The sequence below is a fragment of the Duganella rivi genome (assembly GCF_009857435.1).
GTDB classification, from domain to species: domain Bacteria; phylum Pseudomonadota; class Gammaproteobacteria; order Burkholderiales; family Burkholderiaceae_D; genus Rugamonas; species Rugamonas rivi.
Genome location: NZ_WWCK01000007.1, coordinates 392791 through 408039, shown reverse-complemented (window position 1 = coordinate 408039; position 15249 = coordinate 392791). Strand labels below are relative to the sequence as shown.

Annotated in this window: 18 protein-coding genes; 8 read left to right on the top strand and 10 right to left on the bottom strand. The window is 65.0% G+C overall.

Annotated features, from left to right (window positions below; genetic code table 11):
• The 6 genes from paaG to paaA are packed head-to-tail and all read right to left on the bottom strand — an operon-like array spanning position 1 to position 4596.
• Positions 1-801, bottom strand: coding sequence for a 2-(1,2-epoxy-1,2-dihydrophenyl)acetyl-CoA isomerase PaaG (gene paaG, locus GTP45_RS24770; protein WP_161016525.1), 801 nt, complete (start codon positions 799-801; stop codon positions 1-3).
• Positions 802-816: 15 nt separating this feature from the next.
• Complete coding sequence (gene paaE / locus GTP45_RS24765; protein WP_161016524.1) at positions 817-1899, bottom strand: 1,2-phenylacetyl-CoA epoxidase subunit PaaE; 1083 nt, start codon at positions 1897-1899, stop codon at positions 817-819.
• 5 nt (positions 1900-1904) lie between these two features.
• Positions 1905-2537: a 1,2-phenylacetyl-CoA epoxidase subunit PaaD gene (paaD, locus tag GTP45_RS24760; RefSeq protein WP_161016523.1), complete on the bottom strand. Its 633-nt coding sequence runs from the start codon at positions 2535-2537 to the stop codon at positions 1905-1907.
• A gap of 13 nt (positions 2538-2550) precedes the next feature.
• A complete protein-coding gene (gene paaC, locus GTP45_RS24755) occupies positions 2551-3303 on the bottom strand; it encodes a 1,2-phenylacetyl-CoA epoxidase subunit PaaC (RefSeq protein ID WP_161016522.1) in 753 nt (250 codons plus the stop codon).
• Positions 3304-3313: 10 nt separating this feature from the next.
• A complete protein-coding gene (gene paaB, locus GTP45_RS24750) occupies positions 3314-3598 on the bottom strand; it encodes a 1,2-phenylacetyl-CoA epoxidase subunit PaaB (RefSeq protein WP_154360552.1) in 285 nt (94 codons plus the stop codon).
• A gap of 11 nt (positions 3599-3609) precedes the next feature.
• Positions 3610-4596: a 1,2-phenylacetyl-CoA epoxidase subunit PaaA gene (paaA, locus tag GTP45_RS24745; RefSeq protein WP_161016521.1), complete on the bottom strand. Its 987-nt coding sequence runs from the start codon at positions 4594-4596 to the stop codon at positions 3610-3612.
• A gap of 155 nt (positions 4597-4751) precedes the next feature.
• Between paaA and GTP45_RS24740 the strand changes: the two genes are divergently transcribed.
• The 4 genes from GTP45_RS24740 (at position 4752) to GTP45_RS24725 (ending at position 8160) form a co-directional block, all read left to right on the top strand.
• Positions 4752-5741 carry a PaaX family transcriptional regulator gene (locus tag GTP45_RS24740; RefSeq protein ID WP_161016520.1) on the top strand — a complete coding sequence of 330 codons (990 nt, stop codon included), beginning with the start codon at positions 4752-4754 and terminating at the stop codon, positions 5739-5741.
• A 128-nt stretch (positions 5742-5869) separates the two neighbouring features.
• Complete coding sequence (locus tag GTP45_RS24735; protein ID WP_161016519.1) at positions 5870-7000, top strand: M14 family metallopeptidase; 1131 nt, start codon at positions 5870-5872, stop codon at positions 6998-7000.
• A gap of 132 nt (positions 7001-7132) precedes the next feature.
• On the top strand, positions 7133-7507 hold the full coding sequence (locus GTP45_RS24730) for a hypothetical protein (RefSeq protein WP_161016518.1): 375 nt from the start codon (positions 7133-7135) through the stop codon (positions 7505-7507).
• A gap of 212 nt (positions 7508-7719) precedes the next feature.
• Positions 7720-8160 carry a hypothetical protein gene (locus GTP45_RS24725; protein ID WP_161016517.1) on the top strand — a complete coding sequence of 147 codons (441 nt, stop codon included), beginning with the start codon at positions 7720-7722 and terminating at the stop codon, positions 8158-8160.
• Positions 8161-8172: 12 nt separating this feature from the next.
• Here GTP45_RS24725 and pmbA read toward each other — a convergent pair whose 3' ends face one another.
• Positions 8173-9525, bottom strand: a complete 1353-nt coding sequence (pmbA, locus tag GTP45_RS24720; protein WP_161016516.1) for a metalloprotease PmbA — start codon at positions 9523-9525, stop codon at positions 8173-8175.
• Between the two features lie 94 nt (positions 9526-9619).
• On the opposite strand from pmbA, the gene yjgA reads away from it, so the two are divergent.
• Genes yjgA through GTP45_RS24705 form a run of 3 tightly spaced genes read left to right on the top strand, consistent with a single transcriptional unit; the run spans position 9620 to position 11503 of the window.
• Entirely contained in the window at positions 9620-10237 is a 618-nt protein-coding gene (gene yjgA, locus GTP45_RS24715; protein WP_161016515.1) for a ribosome biogenesis factor YjgA, read from the top strand.
• The gene (gene mog / locus GTP45_RS24710) at positions 10227-10844 is read left to right on the top strand and encodes a molybdopterin adenylyltransferase (protein WP_161016514.1); all 618 of its coding nucleotides are present in this window, start codon (positions 10227-10229) and stop codon (positions 10842-10844) included. Before yjgA ends, mog begins: the two co-directional genes overlap by 11 nt.
• Complete coding sequence (locus GTP45_RS24705; RefSeq protein ID WP_161016513.1) at positions 10841-11503, top strand: alpha/beta hydrolase; 663 nt, start codon at positions 10841-10843, stop codon at positions 11501-11503. The genes mog and GTP45_RS24705 overlap by 4 nt, the downstream gene beginning before the upstream one ends.
• On the opposite strand, the gene GTP45_RS24700 is transcribed toward GTP45_RS24705, so the two are convergent.
• Entirely contained in the window at positions 11500-12051 is a 552-nt protein-coding gene (locus GTP45_RS24700) for a carboxymuconolactone decarboxylase family protein (protein ID WP_161016512.1), read from the bottom strand. The two genes, GTP45_RS24705 and GTP45_RS24700, sit on opposite strands and share 4 nt — an antisense overlap.
• 103 nt (positions 12052-12154) lie before the next feature.
• Between GTP45_RS24700 and GTP45_RS24695 the strand changes: the two genes are divergently transcribed.
• A complete protein-coding gene (locus tag GTP45_RS24695) occupies positions 12155-13483 on the top strand; it encodes an aspartate aminotransferase family protein (RefSeq protein WP_161016511.1) in 1329 nt (442 codons plus the stop codon).
• Here the strand turns inward: GTP45_RS24695 and GTP45_RS24690 are convergent.
• Together GTP45_RS24690 and GTP45_RS24685 are read right to left on the bottom strand one after the other, a co-directional pair.
• A complete protein-coding gene (locus tag GTP45_RS24690) occupies positions 13458-14312 on the bottom strand; it encodes a fumarylacetoacetate hydrolase family protein (protein ID WP_161016510.1) in 855 nt (284 codons plus the stop codon). The two genes, GTP45_RS24695 and GTP45_RS24690, sit on opposite strands and share 26 nt — an antisense overlap.
• A 31-nt stretch (positions 14313-14343) precedes the next feature.
• Positions 14344-15243 carry a 2OG-Fe(II) oxygenase gene (locus GTP45_RS24685; RefSeq protein ID WP_229258617.1) on the bottom strand — a complete coding sequence of 300 codons (900 nt, stop codon included), beginning with the start codon at positions 15241-15243 and terminating at the stop codon, positions 14344-14346.
• Positions 15244-15249: the final 6 nt, after the last annotated feature.

The following is a 15249-nucleotide window of genomic DNA, read 5'->3' as shown; positions in this document are numbered from 1 at the left end:
TCAGCGCCCCTTGAATTGCGGTGCGCGCTTTTCCATGAAGGCGGCCACGCCCTCGCGGTAATCGTCGCTGCGTCCCAATTCGCTCATCATGCCGCACTCCATCGACAACTGCTGCTGCAAGCTGTTGTGCGCACTGGCGTGCAAGGCTTGCTTGGTGAAGGCCAGTCCCTTGGTCGGCGCGCTGGCGAAGTGGCGCGCCATCGCCTGCACCTCGGCGGCGAAGTCGGCGTCGGGAATCGCTTTCCAGATCAAGCCCCATGCCTCGGCCTTCTCGGCGCTGAGTTTTTCTCCCAGCATGGCAAGGCCCATGGCGCGCGCGCTGCCGACAAGGCGCGGCAGGAAGTAGGTGCCGCCGGTATCGGGAATCAAACCCAGTTTGCAGAACACTTCGACGAAGGAGGCCGACTGCGTCGCCAGCACGATGTCGCACGCCAGCGCGATATTGGCGCCGGCGCCAGCCGCCACGCCGTTGACGGCGCAGATCACCGGCAGCGGCAGGTTGCGCAGCGATTGCACCAGCGGCGCGTAGTTCTGTTCCACCGAGTCGCCCAGATCGACGGCGCGCGCGCCCGGCTCCACGGCGCGATCCGACAAGTCCTGGCCGGCGCAGAAGCCGCGCCCCGCGCCGGTCAGCACCAGCACCCGCGCGCTGCCGCTGGCGACCTCGCTGGCGACACGCTTGATCGCGTGGCGCACTTCGTCGTGCATGGCCTGCGTGAAGCTATTCAGCTTGTCCGGGCGGTTCAAGGTCAGCGTGGCGACGCCGTCGCTGATGTCGAACAGGATGTTCTGGTAGTCCATGGGGGGTCTCCGTTTTTATTCGGCTTGGTCGAAGTCGATGACGACTTTGGCGGTGGTGGGGAAGCTCTGGCAGCTCAATACGTAGCCGCGCGCGATTTCGTAGTCTTCCAGCGCGTAGTTGGCGTCCATGTCGACTTTGCCCTCGATGACTTTGCAACGGCAGGTCGAGCACACGCCGCCTTTGCAAGAGTAGCGCATGTCGAGGCCCGCGCGCAGGCCGGCGTCGAGCAGCGATTCCTTGTCCTGCTCCATGGTGAAGCTGGCGGCATTGCCGTCCATGATGACGGTGACCTCGGTATGCTGGTGGACGGCGGCCGCTGCGCCGGCGGCGCGCGGCTGATGCGCGTGCCTGGGAATGCTGGCGGCGAACAGTTCGATCTTGATGTTCGACTTCGGCATGCCGGCGTCCTGCAGCGCGGCCGAGACGCCGTGCATCATGTCTTCCGGGCCGCAGATGAAGGCGACGTCGATGTCGTCGGCGCACACCCAGTGCCGGAGGAACTGCGCGGCTTTCTCCTGCGTGATGCGGCCGTTGAATAGTTCGATGTCCTGCTGCTCGCGGCTCATCACATAGGCCAGCTTGAGGCGTTCCATGTAGCTGTCTTTGAGGTCGGACAGTTCGTCTTTAAAGATGACGGACGAGGAAGCGCGGTTGCCGTAGAAGAGCGTGAAGCGGCTGTGCGGTTCGGCCGCCAGCGTGGTCTTGATGATCGACAGGATGGGCGTGATGCCGCTGCCGGCCGCGAAGGCGAGGTAGTGCTTGCGGTTGGCGGCGTCCAGCGGCACGTTGAAGTGGCCCATGGGCGGCATCACGTCCAGCGTTTGGCCGGCTTGCAGGGTGTCGTTGGCCCAGCTGGAAAACAGGCCGCCCTGCGTGCGCTTGATGGCCACGCGCAGCGCGCCGTCCTGCACGGCGGAGCAGATCGAGTAGGAGCGGCGCACGTCGTCGTCGCCGATCCTGGCGCGCAGGGTGAGGTGCTGGCCTTGCTGGAACTTGAAGCTGTCCTGCAGCTCGGGCGGCACGGCAAAGGTGACGGCGATGGTGTCGCGCGTTTCGTTGCGCACTTGGGCGATGGTCAGCGGGTGGAATTTGCTCATGATCGTTAGTGGCACTTGAAGTAGTCGAAAGGCTCGCGGCAGGCCAGGCATTTGTACAGCGCCTTGCAGGGCGTGGAACCGAATTGGCTGGTGATTTCGGTGTGCGTGGCGCCGCAATGCGGGCAGGCGACCGAAGGCGCGATCACGGCCCGGCGCGACACTGCCGCCAGCGCGGTGCGGCCTGCGCGCAGGCCGCTGATGTCGATCACTTGCTGCGCAGGGGGCGCAATGCCGTAGCCGCGCAGGGCCGCTTTGCCGGCATCGCTCATCCAGTCGGTCGTCCATGCGGGCGAGAGCTGGTTGTGCAGCCGCACCGTCGCCACGCCGCGCGCATGCAGCGCTTCGATGATGGCGTCGGCGATCACTTGCATGGCCGGGCAGCCGGAGTAGGTTGGCGTGATGGTGACGTCGCACGCGCCGTCGTCCGCCACGCGCACGTCGCGCACGATGCCCAAGTCGACAATGCTGATGACCGGGATTTCGGGATCGGGCACTTCGCCGAGCCACGCAAAAATTTGCTCAGCATGGGCCCCGGCCTTCGCCGGGGCGACGGCGCCGGGGGCATGCACTCGGGCCGCGTCGGCGGCGCTGCGGACAGCGGGTGCTGCGGCGGCGATGGCAGTGGCGGCGGCTTTCATTGCTGGCTCGCTGTTACCACGTGGCGCCGGGATAGGCGCGCTGCAGGAACTGCATCTCGGCCAGGATGTAGCCGAGGTGCTCGCTGTGGCGGCCTTGCTTGCCGCCGCGCTGCATCCAGGCGTCGGCCGGCGGCATGGTCAGCGTGGCCTCGGCCAGAATCTCGGCCACGTGCGCCAACCAGTGCGCGCGCAGTTCGTCTGCGGGCGGCGCGACGCCGGCGGCGACCATCGCCTCGTCCACCGCGTCGTAGGCAAACACCTCGCCGCTATACATCCACAATTCATTGACGGCGCTTTGGGTTTTGGCGTGACTGAGCTCCGTGCCATCGCCCAGCCGCACCATCAAATCGCCGCTGCGGCGCAGATGGTAAGTCACCTCTTTCAGCGCCTTCTCCGCAATCGCCGCCATGCGCGCATCGCTGCTGCGCGTCAGTCCTTCGATCAAGAAGTAGTGCCACGCATCGAAGAAGAACTGCCGCACCAGCGTGTCGGCATAATTCCCGTTCGGCTGTTCCAGCAGCAGGCAGTTTTTGAACTCATGCGCATCGCGCAGGTAAGCCAGCGCATCTTCGTCGCGGCCCGCGCCTTCCAGTTCGGCGGCGTACTCGTACCACATGCGCGTCTGGCCCAGCAGGTCGAGCGCCACGTTGGTCAGCGCCATGTCCTCTTCCAGCGCCGGCCCCTTGCCGCACCACTGCGACAATTGCTGGCTCAAGATCAAGGCGTTGTCGCCAAGGCGCAGCAGGTAGTTGACTTTGTGATCCATGGCGGCCGCCTTACAAGTTCTTGACTTCTTCCGGCATCGGGAAGAAGGTCGGATGGCGATACACCTTGCTGTTGGACGGCTCGAACAGCGCGCCCTTGTCGGCCGGGCTACTGGCGACGATATCGGCCGCGCGCACCACCCAGATGCTGACGCCTTCATTGCGGCGCGTGTAGACATCGCGCGCGTTATTCACCGCCATCTCCGCGTCCGGCGCGTGCAGGCTGCCCACGTGCTTGTGCGCCAGCCCGTGCTGGCTGCGGATGAACACTTCCCACAGAGGCCATTCCTTGCTCATTGCTGTCTCCTTTATGCGGCGGCGCGCGCTGCTTGTTTGTCGGCGTGGGCGACCAGCGCGTCGCGGAACCATTCGCCGTCGTCCCAGGCCTTGACGCGGGTGCGCAGGCGCTCGCGGTTGCACGGGCCGTTGCCTTTCAAGACTTCCTGGAATTCGGCCCAGTCGATGGCGCCGAAGTCGTAGTGGCCGGTATCGGCGTTCCAGCGCAGGTCGGGATCGGGAATGGTCAGGCCAAGGTACTCGGCCTGCGGCACGGTTTGATCGACCATGCGCTGGCGCAGTTCGTCGTTGGAGAACAGCTTGATGCGCCACTGCGCCGATTGCGCGCTGTTGACCGACTCCGCGTCCGAGGGGCCGAACATCATCAGCGACGGCCACCACCAGCGGTTCAGCGCGTCCTGCGCCATGGCCTTCTGCGCCGGCGTGCCGCGGCACAGCGCCAGCATGATGTCGTAGCCCTGGCGCGCGTGGAACGATTCTTCCTTGCACACGCGGATCATGGCGCGCGCATACGGGCCGTACGAGCAGCGGCACAGCGGGATCTGGTTGATGATGGCCGAGCCGTCCACCAGCCAGCCGATCGCCCCCATGTCGGCCCACGACAGCGTTGGGTAATTGAAGATGCTCGAGTACTTGGCTTTGCCGCTGTGCAGCGCCGCCAGCAGCTCGTCGCGCGACACGCCCAAGGTTTCGGCGGCGCTGTACAGGTACAGGCCGTGGCCGGCCTCGTCCTGGATCTTGGCCAGCAGGATGGACTTGCGCTTGAGCGTGGGCGCGCGCGTCACCCAGTTCCCCTCCGGCAGCTGGCCGACGATTTCCGAGTGGGCGTGCTGCGAGATCTGCCGCACCAGCGTTTTGCGGTAAGCGTCCGGCATCCAGTCCTTGGCTTCGATCTTGACGCCGGCGTCGATGCGGGCCTGGAACGCCTGCTCCTCGGCGCCCATCTCGGCCGCCGTGCGAACCTGCTTGAGGCCGGTCTCTACCAGTTGTGCGTACATGGCTGTCTCCTCCTTCAGCACAGAATACGATACAGCTTTACCTTTGTCTACGCATTTTTTGACTCACGTCATGGAATTGCATTACGTTAATGCTTTGCGGCGGCGCGCCGGGGCAAGTAAACTATTGTTTCCATGTACAGGTTAATTGGCTGCCTATGAATTGCAACGAATGGATCGCCGGCTTTCTGGCCACCGACCCGCCGCGCTCGAAATCGCTGGTGGTGACCATTTTTGGCGACGCCATCGTGCCGCACGGCGGCATGGTGTGGCTGGGCAGCCTGATCGAGCTGCTGGCGCCGTTCGGCGTCAACGACCGCCTGCTGCGCACCTCGGTGTTCCGGCTGGCGCAGGAAGGCTGGCTGGGCGCCCAGCGCGACGGCCGCCGCGCCTCCTACGCGATCACGCCGGACGCGATGGCGCGCTTCGTGCACGCCTACCGCCGCATTTATGCGCCGCCCAATGTGCACTGGGACGGCAGCTGGACGCTGGTGCTCAACGGCGACGGCGCGCTTAACGCGGCCGAGCGGGCGGCGGTGCGCAAGGAATTGCTGTGGGAGGGCTATAGCGTGATCGCGCCCGGCATCATGGGGCATCCGGCGGCCGACGGCCCGGCGCTCGATGAATTGCTGAAGCGCCTCGGCGTAGCCGGCAAGCTGTTTGTGGTGCAGGGCAAGTCGATGCGGCAGGTGAGCGCGCGGCCATTGAGCGACCTGGTGGCCGAGGGCTGGGACGTGGCGGCGGTGGCGGCCGGCTACAGCAAGTTCCTCGCCCAGTTCGAGCCGCTGCTGGCGGCCATTCGCGCCACCAACGACGCGGCCGCCGGCCTGCCGCCGGGCAGCGCCGGCATGGACGGCGCCACCGGCGTGGAGGCCTGCGACCAGCCGCTGACGCCGGAGAAGGCTTTCGTGGTGCGCACGCTGCTGGTGCACGCCTACCGCCGGGTGCAGCTGCACGACCCGCAGCTGCCGGTCGAACTGCTGCCGACGCCATGGCCGGGCGCCTTGGCCTACGAGCTGGCGCGGCAAATCTACCTTGAAGTCTACGCCGCCGCCGAGCAGCACATCGAGCTCGCCCTGCGCCGCGAAGACGCCGCCGCCCCGGCCGCCGAGCCCGCCTTTTTCGACCGCTTCGGCGGGCTGGCCTAGACCTGCCACGGCGCCGGCGGCGGCAATCCAGCGGAATTCCGCGCGGCGCGGCGCGGGAGCCTGTATCATGTCGGCTCTGCGCCACAAGCGCGGTCGACTATCACTATAGAATTCATCAGGATTCCGCCATGCCTATCAAAATCAGCCAGCAGTTCGACGCCGGCGCTATCGAAGTGGTTCGCGCCGACGATCCGGCCGCGATCGACCTCAACATCCGCAAGGATTCCCACGCCGACATCATCCAGTGGTTCTACTACCGCGTGCAGGGCGCGCAGGGCACGCCGCTGACCATGAACTTCCTCAACGCCGGCAAGGCCGCCTACCCGGACGGCTGGAAAGACTACCAGGCCGTGGCCAGCTACGACCGCGACTCGTGGTTCCGCGTGCCGACCAGCTACGACGGCCAGACCATGACCATCGAGCACACGCCGGAATACGACAGCGTCTACTACGCCTACTTCGAGCCGTACTCGTGGGAACGCCACCTGGCCCTGCTCGACAGCGCCCAGCTGTCGCCGCTGGTCAAGCTGGAAGACCTCGGCAGCACCATCGATGGCCGCGATCTGAACATGCTGGTGATCGGCGACCCGGAAGCAGAGCAAAAAGTATGGGTGATCGCGCGCCAGCACCCGGGCGAAACCATGGCTGAATGGTTTGTCGAAGGCTTCGTTGAAGCGCTGCTCGATCCGGCCAATCCGTTCGGCCGCCAGTGCCTGAAGGAAGCGGTGTTCTACGTGGTGCCGAATATGAACCCGGACGGCTCGGTGCGCGGCAATCTGCGTACCAACGCGGCCGGCGCCAACCTGAACCGCGAGTGGCTGAATCCAACCATGGAGCGCAGCCCGGAAGTGTTCCTGGTCAAGCAGAAGATGCACGAGATCGGCGTCGACCTGTGCCTGGACATCCACGGCGACGAAGGCTTGCCTTATGTATTCGTGGCCGGCAGCGAATCGTTGCCGACCTTCACGCCGGATCAGGCCGAAGCGCAGCAATACTTCATCGATAACTTCCTGATCGCCAGCCCGGACTTCCAGGACGAATTTGGCTACGGCGAAACACCGTACACGCCGGAAACGCTGACCATGGGTTCGCCGCACATCACCCACGCTTTCGGCTGCCTGTCGCTGACCCTGGAGATGCCGTTCAAGGACAACGCCAACGATCCCGATCCAGACACCGGCTGGAACGGCGCCCGCAGCGCCGAGCTGGGCAAGGCGATCTTGCAGCCGGTGCTGCAATCGCTGTTGGCGCAACAGTAAAACAGCAAGCCCTGCGGCGCCACAAGGCGGGCGCGGCGGGGATCTTTACACTGGACTCCGGGCGGCGCATTCGCGCGCCGCGTTCGGAGGTTCATCATGCCACGCAGCCTGCTCCGCTTCACACTCCCCTTGATGCTCCTGCTGCCAGCGTGCAGCACGCCGTATCACCCGCCTTTGTTGCCCGCTGCGCCACCCGCGCAATTTCCCGGCCTGATCGATCTGGCCGCGCAGTCCAACGGCCATGCCGCCGACGTGCTGCTGGTGCATGGCATCTGCACGCATGACGCCGGCTGGATCAACGAAGTCTTGATCTGGTCGCCACTGACCAGTAGCACGCATGCGCTACCTCGTGATGGCAGCCAATCAGATTCCCTTGCTATCGCTGGCCGACCAAACGCTGCCGGCCGCTGGCGCCATGCCCTCGCCACCGCCCGACAGCCTGCAACGCCTGCTGCGCAAGCGGCGCGCACCTGGATTACCTCGGCAATCCCGACATCGGCCGCCTGATCGCCTGCGGCCAACCCACAAGCAAACTCTGCAAGTGAGGATATACACACAGGGTTTAGTACCTAAACCTCTTGCCTGATTTTGTCTGAAATCGCCTGAAGAATGCCTGAGCGTTTAAGGCATTTTGCGGAACTTCCCTCTGAGGGGCGCTGTCTAACTGTTACAAAGGCAGGCATTTCACAGGCAGTTTCAGACAAAATCAGGCGACCATTATGAAACATACCCACCGTGTATATCTGGAACTAAATTACCAGATGCGCAAGCGCGAAGACCTGCGTTCAGAGGAGGAAATCACGCTCATCGCGCTACAAGAATGGATGGCCCGCAACTACGGGCAGCCGACCAGCCATGGCTACCAATGGAAAGACTTGTTCCTGCCCCACGGCACCAGCCTACGCATCTGCCATCGCGGCATGTGCTACTTTGCGGAAGTGGAAGGCGACCTGCTGATAGCCGACGGAAAAATCGTCACGCCCAACTCTTGGGCCGAGGAGGTATGCGGCAGCGTGCGCAATGCATGGCGCGACATCTACATCCGCCGCAACTACCGCGAAGGCTGGACGCACGCCAGCTCCTGGCGCGCCGCCGCCGGCGAGCGGCCCAAGCAGCCCGGCATCAACCGCCGCCGCCGCGCCCGCCGCATTACCGACTAAACACAGTCCGGCTTAAGCGCCGGCCACCACCATATTTTCGATCAGGATCGAACCGGTGGACTTGGTGCCGCGCACCAGCACATCGTTACCAACCGCAACGATCTGCGCCAGCATATCCTTCATATTGCCGGCGATGGTGATCTCCTCCACCGGATACTGGATCACGCCATTTTCCACCCAGTAACCGGCCGCGCCGCGCGAATAATCGCCGGTCACATAATTGGTGCCCTGCCCCATCAGCTCGGTGACCAGCAAGCCGGTGCCCATCTTGCGCAGCATGCCGGCGAAGTCATCGGCCGCCGTGGTCAGCGACGAAGTCAGCGACAAATTATGCGAACCGCCAGCATTGCCGGTCGTCTTCATGCCCAGCTTGCGCGCCGAATAGGTCGACAGGAAATAACCCTGCACCACGCCATTCTTGACCACATCGCGCTTCACCGTGCGCACGCCCTCTTCATCGAACGGCGCCGAACCGACGCCGCCGATCACATGCGGATCTTCATGAATCTGCACATGCTTGGGCAGCACCTGCTTGCCCAAGGAATCGAGCAGGAACGACGACTTGCGATACAGCGCGCCGCCCGACGTGGCCTGTACAAACGCGCCCAGCAAACCGGCCGCCAGCGGCGCCTCGAACAGCACCGGGCAAGTGCGCGTATCAATGCTGCGCGCATTCAAACGCGCCAGCGCGCGCTCCGCCGCATACCGGCCGATCGCTTCCGGCGACGACATCTTGGCCGCATCGCGCACCGACGAATACCAGTCGTCGCGCTGCATATGCTTGCCCTTGCCGGCAATCGGCGCCACCGACAAAGTGTGGCGCGAGTACGGATAGCCGCCGATAAAGCCGCGCGAATTGGCCGCCACAAAGTGCGATTGCTGCACGTGCACGCCCGCGCCTTCCGAGTTGGTCACGCGCGGATCGACCGCAAACGCGGCCGCCTCGGCGCGCTGCGCCAGCTTCACCGCCTCTTCAGTCGAAATCGGCCATGGATAGAACAATTCCAGGTCGCGTGGGTTCAATTCCAGCTGATCCTCATCGGCCAGACCGGCGCAATCGTCGTCGGCCGTGAAGCGCGCGATGTTGTAGGCCGCCTCCACCGTCGCCTTCAGGGCGGCCGGCGAAAAGTCCGAGGTCGAGGCGTTGCCGCGGCGCTGGCCGATGAACACCGTCACCCCCATGCCCTTGTCCTTGTTTTGCTCGATGGTCTCGATCTGGCTCTTGCGTACCGACACCGACAAGCCGCTGCCCTCGCTGATTTCAACGGCGCAATCGGTGCCGCCTTGGGCTTTGGCGTAGCCCAGCACGTCGCGTGCGAGCTGCTTTAACTGGTCTTGGGTGTGGGTAAAATGGGTATCGCTCATGGGCTGTTTTCTTCGGGTGGCCGCTAAAACAGTTATCATAGCAGTCGTTTACAGTTTAAGGGCGCAGCCTCGCGCCCGCAGGAAAGTTAATATTATGGTAAATCCTAATCGCAGCGGCGGCGGCGTCGGCTTCAGCTCGTCCGAATTCGAAGACGAATACGAGCGTCCGTCCAAGTCCGAAATGAAGCGTCAATCCGACGCGCTGCAGAAAATGGGCCAAGTGCTGGTCGAAGCGCCACGCGACCGCGTCAAGAAGGTGCCGATGCCGGAAGACGTGCTGGACGCCATCCTCGAATGCCAGGGCATCACCAACCACGAGGGCCGCCGCCGCCAGATGCAATTCATCGGCAAGAAAATGCGTACCCTCGATGCCGAAGAAGTGTCGGTCATCCAAAAAGCCATCGATAGCTGGAAAGGCGCCTCCAAGGCCGAAACCGCGGCCATGCACGCACTCGAGCGCCGCCGCGAGAAGCTGCTGAGCGACGACAACGCCCTGACCGCCCTGCTGAGCGAAGCGCCGCACCTGGACGTGCAGCACCTGCGCACCCTGATCCGCAACGCCCGCAAAGAGCAAGCAGAGAACAAGCCGCCAAAAGCCTACCGCGAAATCTTCCAGATCCTGAAACAGCTGGAAGCCGACAAGCGCAAGGCCGCCAAGGGCGATGATGGCGATGACGACGCAACCGACGACATCGACGCCGATGACGAGTAATACGGACGACACGCTGGTCATCGGCCTGGTCTCGGTCTCCGACCGCGCCAGTGGCGGCGTCTACGCCGACCAGGGCATCCCGGCGCTGCAAGACTGGCTGACGCGCGCGCTGACCACGCCATTCCGCGTCGAAACGCGCCTGATCGCCGACGAGCGCCCGCACATCGAAGCCACGCTCACCGAGCTGGCCGACACAGCCCGCTGCCACCTGATCCTGACCACCGGCGGCACCGGCCCGGCGCGGCGCGATGTTACGCCGGAAGCGACTTTATCCGTGGGCACCAGGGAAATGCCGGGCTTCGGCGAACAAATGCGCCAGATCAGCCTGCACTTCGTGCCGACCGCGATTTTGTCGCGCCAGACCGCCGTGATCCGCGAAAGCGCCGACCACGCGGCCCTGATCCTCAACCTGCCCGGCCAGCCGAAAGCCATCGCCGAAACGCTGGGCGGCCTGAAAGACGCCGACGGCAACACGCTGGTGGGCGGCATCTTTGCCGCCATCCCCTACTGCATCGACCTGATCGGCGGCCCCTACATGGAAACCGATCCGGCCGTGAGCAAAGCCTTCCGTCCCAAATCCGCTATTCGCCCGCAAGGAAAAGCATGACGCTGCTGCAAACCATCGAAAAAGAAACCGGCCCTAATCCAACCGTCGCCGTGATCTGGATGCACGGCCTCGGCGCCGACGCCAACGACTTCGTGCCGATGATCCCCGAGCTGGATCTGGCCGGCCTGCCGGCCATCCGCTTCATCTTCCCGAACGCCGAGACCATGCCGGTCACCATCAACGGCGGCTACGTGATGCGCGCATGGTACGACATCGTCGCCACCGACTTGGGTCGCCAGGAAGACGAAACCGGCCTGCGCGCCTCGCAACTCAAAGTCGAAGCGCTGATCGCCCGCGAAAACGCGCGCGGCATCCCGAACGAGCGCATCATCCTGGCCGGCTTCTCGCAAGGCTGCGCCATGACCCTGCAAACCGGCCTGCGTCAAACCAAGCCGCTGGCAGGCTTGATGTGCCTGTCCGGCTACGTGCCAATCGCCGACAAGTCGGCCACCGAGCACACGCCGGAAAGCAAGCAAACCCCAATCTTCCTCGTGCACGGCCGCATGGATCCGGTGATCCCGCTGGCCCGCGCCACCGCCTCGCGCGACCTGCTGCAACAGTGGGGCTACCAGGTCGAATGGCACGAGTACCACATGCCGCACTCGGTGTGCGCCGAAGAAGTAGGCCACATCAGCGCCTGGCTGAAAAAAGTCCTCTAAGGTAGCGGCGGCGCGGAGGTCGGCGGGGCCGGCGTCTGCGCCGCGTTCATCACCATCGCCAGAAAAGTGTAGTAGCCGTTGATGCCCATCAGGTCTACCACGCCTTGCTCGCCGAACGCCGCCAGCGCTGCTGCGTAGGTGGCGTCATCGACCCGCTGCTGCTGATGCAGCTGCACGCAAAACTCATACACCAGCGCCTCATCGGCCAATAATGCCGTCGGCCGCGCGCGCGCCGCGATGGCTGCAATCGCCTCCTCCGCAATCCCATACTCGCGCGCGATCGGCGCGTGGATCGCCCATTCCACTTGCTGGCTCCAATGGCGCGCCGTCACCAGAATCGCCAGCTCGGTCAAGCGGGTGCCGATGGCGCTGCGGTAGCGCAGATACTCGCCCATCTGCTGCGCGGCGCTCATCAGCTCCGGGCTGCGGATCAACGGCACGAACGGCCCATACAGCGCCCCGCGCGGGCCGTCGATCACCACCTGCGCCGCCACCTGCTGCGCCGCGCTCATCTCCGCAAACGGAATCGGCCCCAAACGATCTTCCATGCTGCCTCCTGAATTTATTCGGCCATGTTCCGGCATAAATCAAAAGCACGCAAGCCGATCGCGGCTATCGTGGACAGTCTGCCCTCCCACGAAAGGACGCGTCATGAGCCACATCATCCACCGCAACCTGCGCCGCGCGCCGCCCGTCGCCGTGCGCGCCGCCGGCATCACCGTCACCGACAGCGCCGGCCGCGCATACCTCGACGCCAGCGGCGGCGCCGCCGTTTCCTCGCTCGGCCACGCCCACCCGGAGGTGTTGGCCGCCATGCACGCCCAGATCGACCGCAATGTCTACGCCCACACCGCCTTCTTTACCTGCGAGGCGGCCGAGGAACTGGCGGCGCGGCTGGCCGCCGACGCGCCGGGCGACCTCGATCACGTCTACCTCGTCTCCGGCGGTTCGGAAGCGATGGAGACCGCGCTCAAGCTGGCGCGCCAGTACTGGCTGGAGGCCGGCCAGCCGCAGCGCAGCGTATTCATCGCGCGCCGCCAGAGCTACCATGGCAACACGCTGGGCGCGCTGGCGGTCGGCGGCAACGAGTGGCGGCGCGCGCCGTTCGCGCCCTTGCTGATCGATGTGCCGCGCGTCTCGCCCTGCTACGAGTACCGCGAACGCGCCGACGGCCAGACGACAGAAGACTACACCGCCGCGCTGCTGCGCGAACTGGAAGACGCCATCCTCGCCGCCGGCCCGGACAACGTGATCGGCTTCGTCGCCGAGACCGTGGTCGGCGCGACCGCCGGCGCAGTGCCGCCGACGCCCGGCTACTTCCGTGGCGTGCGCAAGCTGTGCGACCAATACGGCGTGTTGTTGATCCTCGATGAAGTCATGTGCGGCATGGGCCGCTGCGGCACCTTGTACGCGTTCGAGCAGGAAGGCGTGCTGCCCGACCTGGTGGTGCTGGGCAAAGGCCTGGGCGCGGGCTACCAGCCGATCGGCGCGGTGCTGGCGCGCACGCCCATCGTGCAGCGGCTGCGCGACGGCAGCGGCGCCTTCCAGCACGGGCACACCTACATGGGCCATCCGGTGGCGGCAGCGGCGGCGCTGGCGGTGCAAAAGGTCATCCAGCGCGACAACCTGCTGGGCGCCGTGACGGTACGCGGCGCGGCGCTCAGGCGCATGCTGCGCGAAGCGTTCGGCAACCATCCGCACGTGGGCGACATCCGTGGGCGCGGACTATTGACAGGAATGGAATTGGTGGCAGACCGCGACAGCAAAGCGCCGTTCGATCCGGCGCGGCGGCTGCACGCGGCCATCAAAGAAGAAGCGATGGCGCGCGGCCTGATGGTCTACCCGATGGGCGGCACCATCGACGGCCGGCGCGGCGACCACGTGCTGCTGGCGCCGCCGTTCATCGCCAGCGAGGCGGAGCTGGCGGAAATCACCAGCCGCCTCAAGGACACGCTTACTTCTGTGCTTTCCAAGCGATGACTTCCGCCTGCTGCTCGCCGAGGCCCGCAATCCCCAGGCGCAGCGTGTCGCCCTTCTTCAGGAAGCGCTGCGGCTTGCGGCCCATGCCCACACCCGGCGGCGTGCCGGTCGCAATCACGTCGCCCGGCTCCAGGGTCATGAACTTCGACAGATAGCTGACAATCTGCGCCACCGTGAAAATCATGGTCGAGGTATTCCCGGTCTGCATACGCTTGCCGTTCACTTCCAGGTACAGATCCAGATCCTGCACGTCATAGATATCCTCCGGCGTCACCAGCCACGGGCCGACCGGGCCGAAAGTATCGCAGCCCTTGCCCTTGTCCCACTGGCCGCCGCGCTCCAGCTGATACTCGCGCTCCGACACATCATTCACCACCGTGTAGCCGGCGATATACTTGTGCGCATCAGCCTCGCTCACATACTGCGCGCGGGTGCCGATCACAATCCCCAGCTCCACCTCCCAATCGGTCTTCTTCGAACCTTGCGGCAGCATGATCGGATCGTCCGGGCCATTCAGCGCGCTGATCGCCTTCATGAACACAATCGGCTCCTTCGGCGCCGGCAGGCCCGCTTCGGCCGCGTGATCAGCGTAATTCAAACCGATGCAAATGAACTTGCCCACCTTCGCCACCGGCACGCCGTAGCGCGGCGTGCCGCGTACCAGCGGCAGCGAGGCGTGCGCAATCTTCTCCAGCTTGCGCAACGATTTCGGCGCCAGCGCCGCCGAGTCGATATCATCGATCACGCCGGACAGGGATCGCAGCTTGCCCTCATCATCGATCAAACCTGGTTTTTCTTTGCCGGGACGGCCATAACGTACGAGTCGCATACTTCACCTCAATCTAAAAGTTGGCGACATTTTACCCGTAGCGCTCCTGCCGCAGCCATTTGTTGGCGATGATCTTGGTGCCGCTGACCACCGGCGCGCCGCCATGCAGCGTTTGCGGGTCGGGCTGATAGCGGCCGTCGGTGTTGAGGAACCACAGCGCGTTGCCCTTCTTCGGGAACACCTCCAGCCCAAGATGCGGGAACACCGTGCCGCCGCCCTGCGCCACGTCGCACAGGTACAGCACGAAAGTCGCCAGGCGCTGGCCGCCGCGCGCGAGATGGGCGCGATGGCCGGCGCTGTCGGGATCGAGCCAGTCGTAGTGCGGACGGTACTCTTGCGTCTTGCCGTATTTTTGCAGCTGGAACGGTTCGGTGCAGTCGGGCGACCAGTGCGCGAGCGCCGCCAGGCGCCGGTCGATGCGCTCGGCCACCTCGGCCTCGCCGCGCTGGATGAACGCCATCTCGCTGGTGCGGCCCTCGTGCACCACGCTGGCGCCGTCCGATTCCGCCGCCACCGTGGAGCGGGTGTAGCGCGCGCCGCAGTGGGCGATGATGGCGTCGCACTCCTCGCCGCTCAGCACATTGCCGAGCAAGATCACCTGCGGCTTTTTCAGCACGAACAGCAGTTCGACCTCGCGGTCGGGCAAGGCGATACGGTTGCTGCTGGTGTCGATGTAGGGCATGGCCGGCGTGGGAACTGCGTGCAGCGCGGCTGGTGCGCGCGGCGACTCGCTTGCATCCCGCTCGGTGGCGGCGCCGCGCAGGCGCACTGCTTGATCGATCGTGGCGCGCGCGGCGTCCATGCCGTATTGGCCGGTGCTCACCATCACATCGGCGACATCGCGCGGACGGCAGCCGCGCGCCAGGTTATCCATGATCCAGTCCTGCCAGATCTGCGGCAGGTCGGCGAAAGCAGGGTCGAATTGCGTCATCGCGTC

Excerpts from the sequence above, each read along its gene's own strand:
- yjgA (WP_161016515.1), top strand. The coding sequence starts at position 9,620 with ATGGTAAATCCTAATCGCAGCGGCGGCGGCGTCGGCTTCAGCTCGTCC.
- GTP45_RS24725 (WP_161016517.1), top strand. The coding sequence starts at position 7,720 with ATGAAACATACCCACCGTGTATATCTGGAACTAAATTACCAGATGCGC.
- pmbA (WP_161016516.1), bottom strand. The coding sequence starts at position 9,525 with ATGAGCGATACCCATTTTACCCACACCCAAGACCAGTTAAAGCAGCTC.
- GTP45_RS24705 (WP_161016513.1), top strand. The coding sequence starts at position 10,841 with ATGACGCTGCTGCAAACCATCGAAAAAGAAACCGGCCCTAATCCAACC.
- GTP45_RS24730 (WP_161016518.1), top strand. The coding sequence starts at position 7,133 with ATGCTCCTGCTGCCAGCGTGCAGCACGCCGTATCACCCGCCTTTGTTG.
- paaD (WP_161016523.1), bottom strand. The coding sequence starts at position 2,537 with ATGAAAGCCGCCGCCACTGCCATCGCCGCCGCAGCACCCGCTGTCCGC.
- GTP45_RS24690 (WP_161016510.1), bottom strand. The coding sequence starts at position 14,312 with ATGCGACTCGTACGTTATGGCCGTCCCGGCAAAGAAAAACCAGGTTTG.
- paaE (WP_161016524.1), bottom strand. The coding sequence starts at position 1,899 with ATGAGCAAATTCCACCCGCTGACCATCGCCCAAGTGCGCAACGAAACG.
- paaB (WP_154360552.1), bottom strand. The coding sequence starts at position 3,598 with ATGAGCAAGGAATGGCCTCTGTGGGAAGTGTTCATCCGCAGCCAGCAC.
- paaG (WP_161016525.1), bottom strand. The coding sequence starts at position 801 with ATGGACTACCAGAACATCCTGTTCGACATCAGCGACGGCGTCGCCACG.
- GTP45_RS24735 (WP_161016519.1), top strand. The coding sequence starts at position 5,870 with ATGCCTATCAAAATCAGCCAGCAGTTCGACGCCGGCGCTATCGAAGTG.
- GTP45_RS24685 (WP_229258617.1), bottom strand. The coding sequence starts at position 15,243 with ATGACGCAATTCGACCCTGCTTTCGCCGACCTGCCGCAGATCTGGCAG.
- paaA (WP_161016521.1), bottom strand. The coding sequence starts at position 4,596 with ATGTACGCACAACTGGTAGAGACCGGCCTCAAGCAGGTTCGCACGGCG.
- GTP45_RS24695 (WP_161016511.1), top strand. The coding sequence starts at position 12,155 with ATGAGCCACATCATCCACCGCAACCTGCGCCGCGCGCCGCCCGTCGCC.
- GTP45_RS24700 (WP_161016512.1), bottom strand. The coding sequence starts at position 12,051 with ATGGAAGATCGTTTGGGGCCGATTCCGTTTGCGGAGATGAGCGCGGCG.
- mog (WP_161016514.1), top strand. The coding sequence starts at position 10,227 with ATGACGAGTAATACGGACGACACGCTGGTCATCGGCCTGGTCTCGGTC.
- GTP45_RS24740 (WP_161016520.1), top strand. The coding sequence starts at position 4,752 with ATGAATTGCAACGAATGGATCGCCGGCTTTCTGGCCACCGACCCGCCG.
- paaC (WP_161016522.1), bottom strand. The coding sequence starts at position 3,303 with ATGGATCACAAAGTCAACTACCTGCTGCGCCTTGGCGACAACGCCTTG.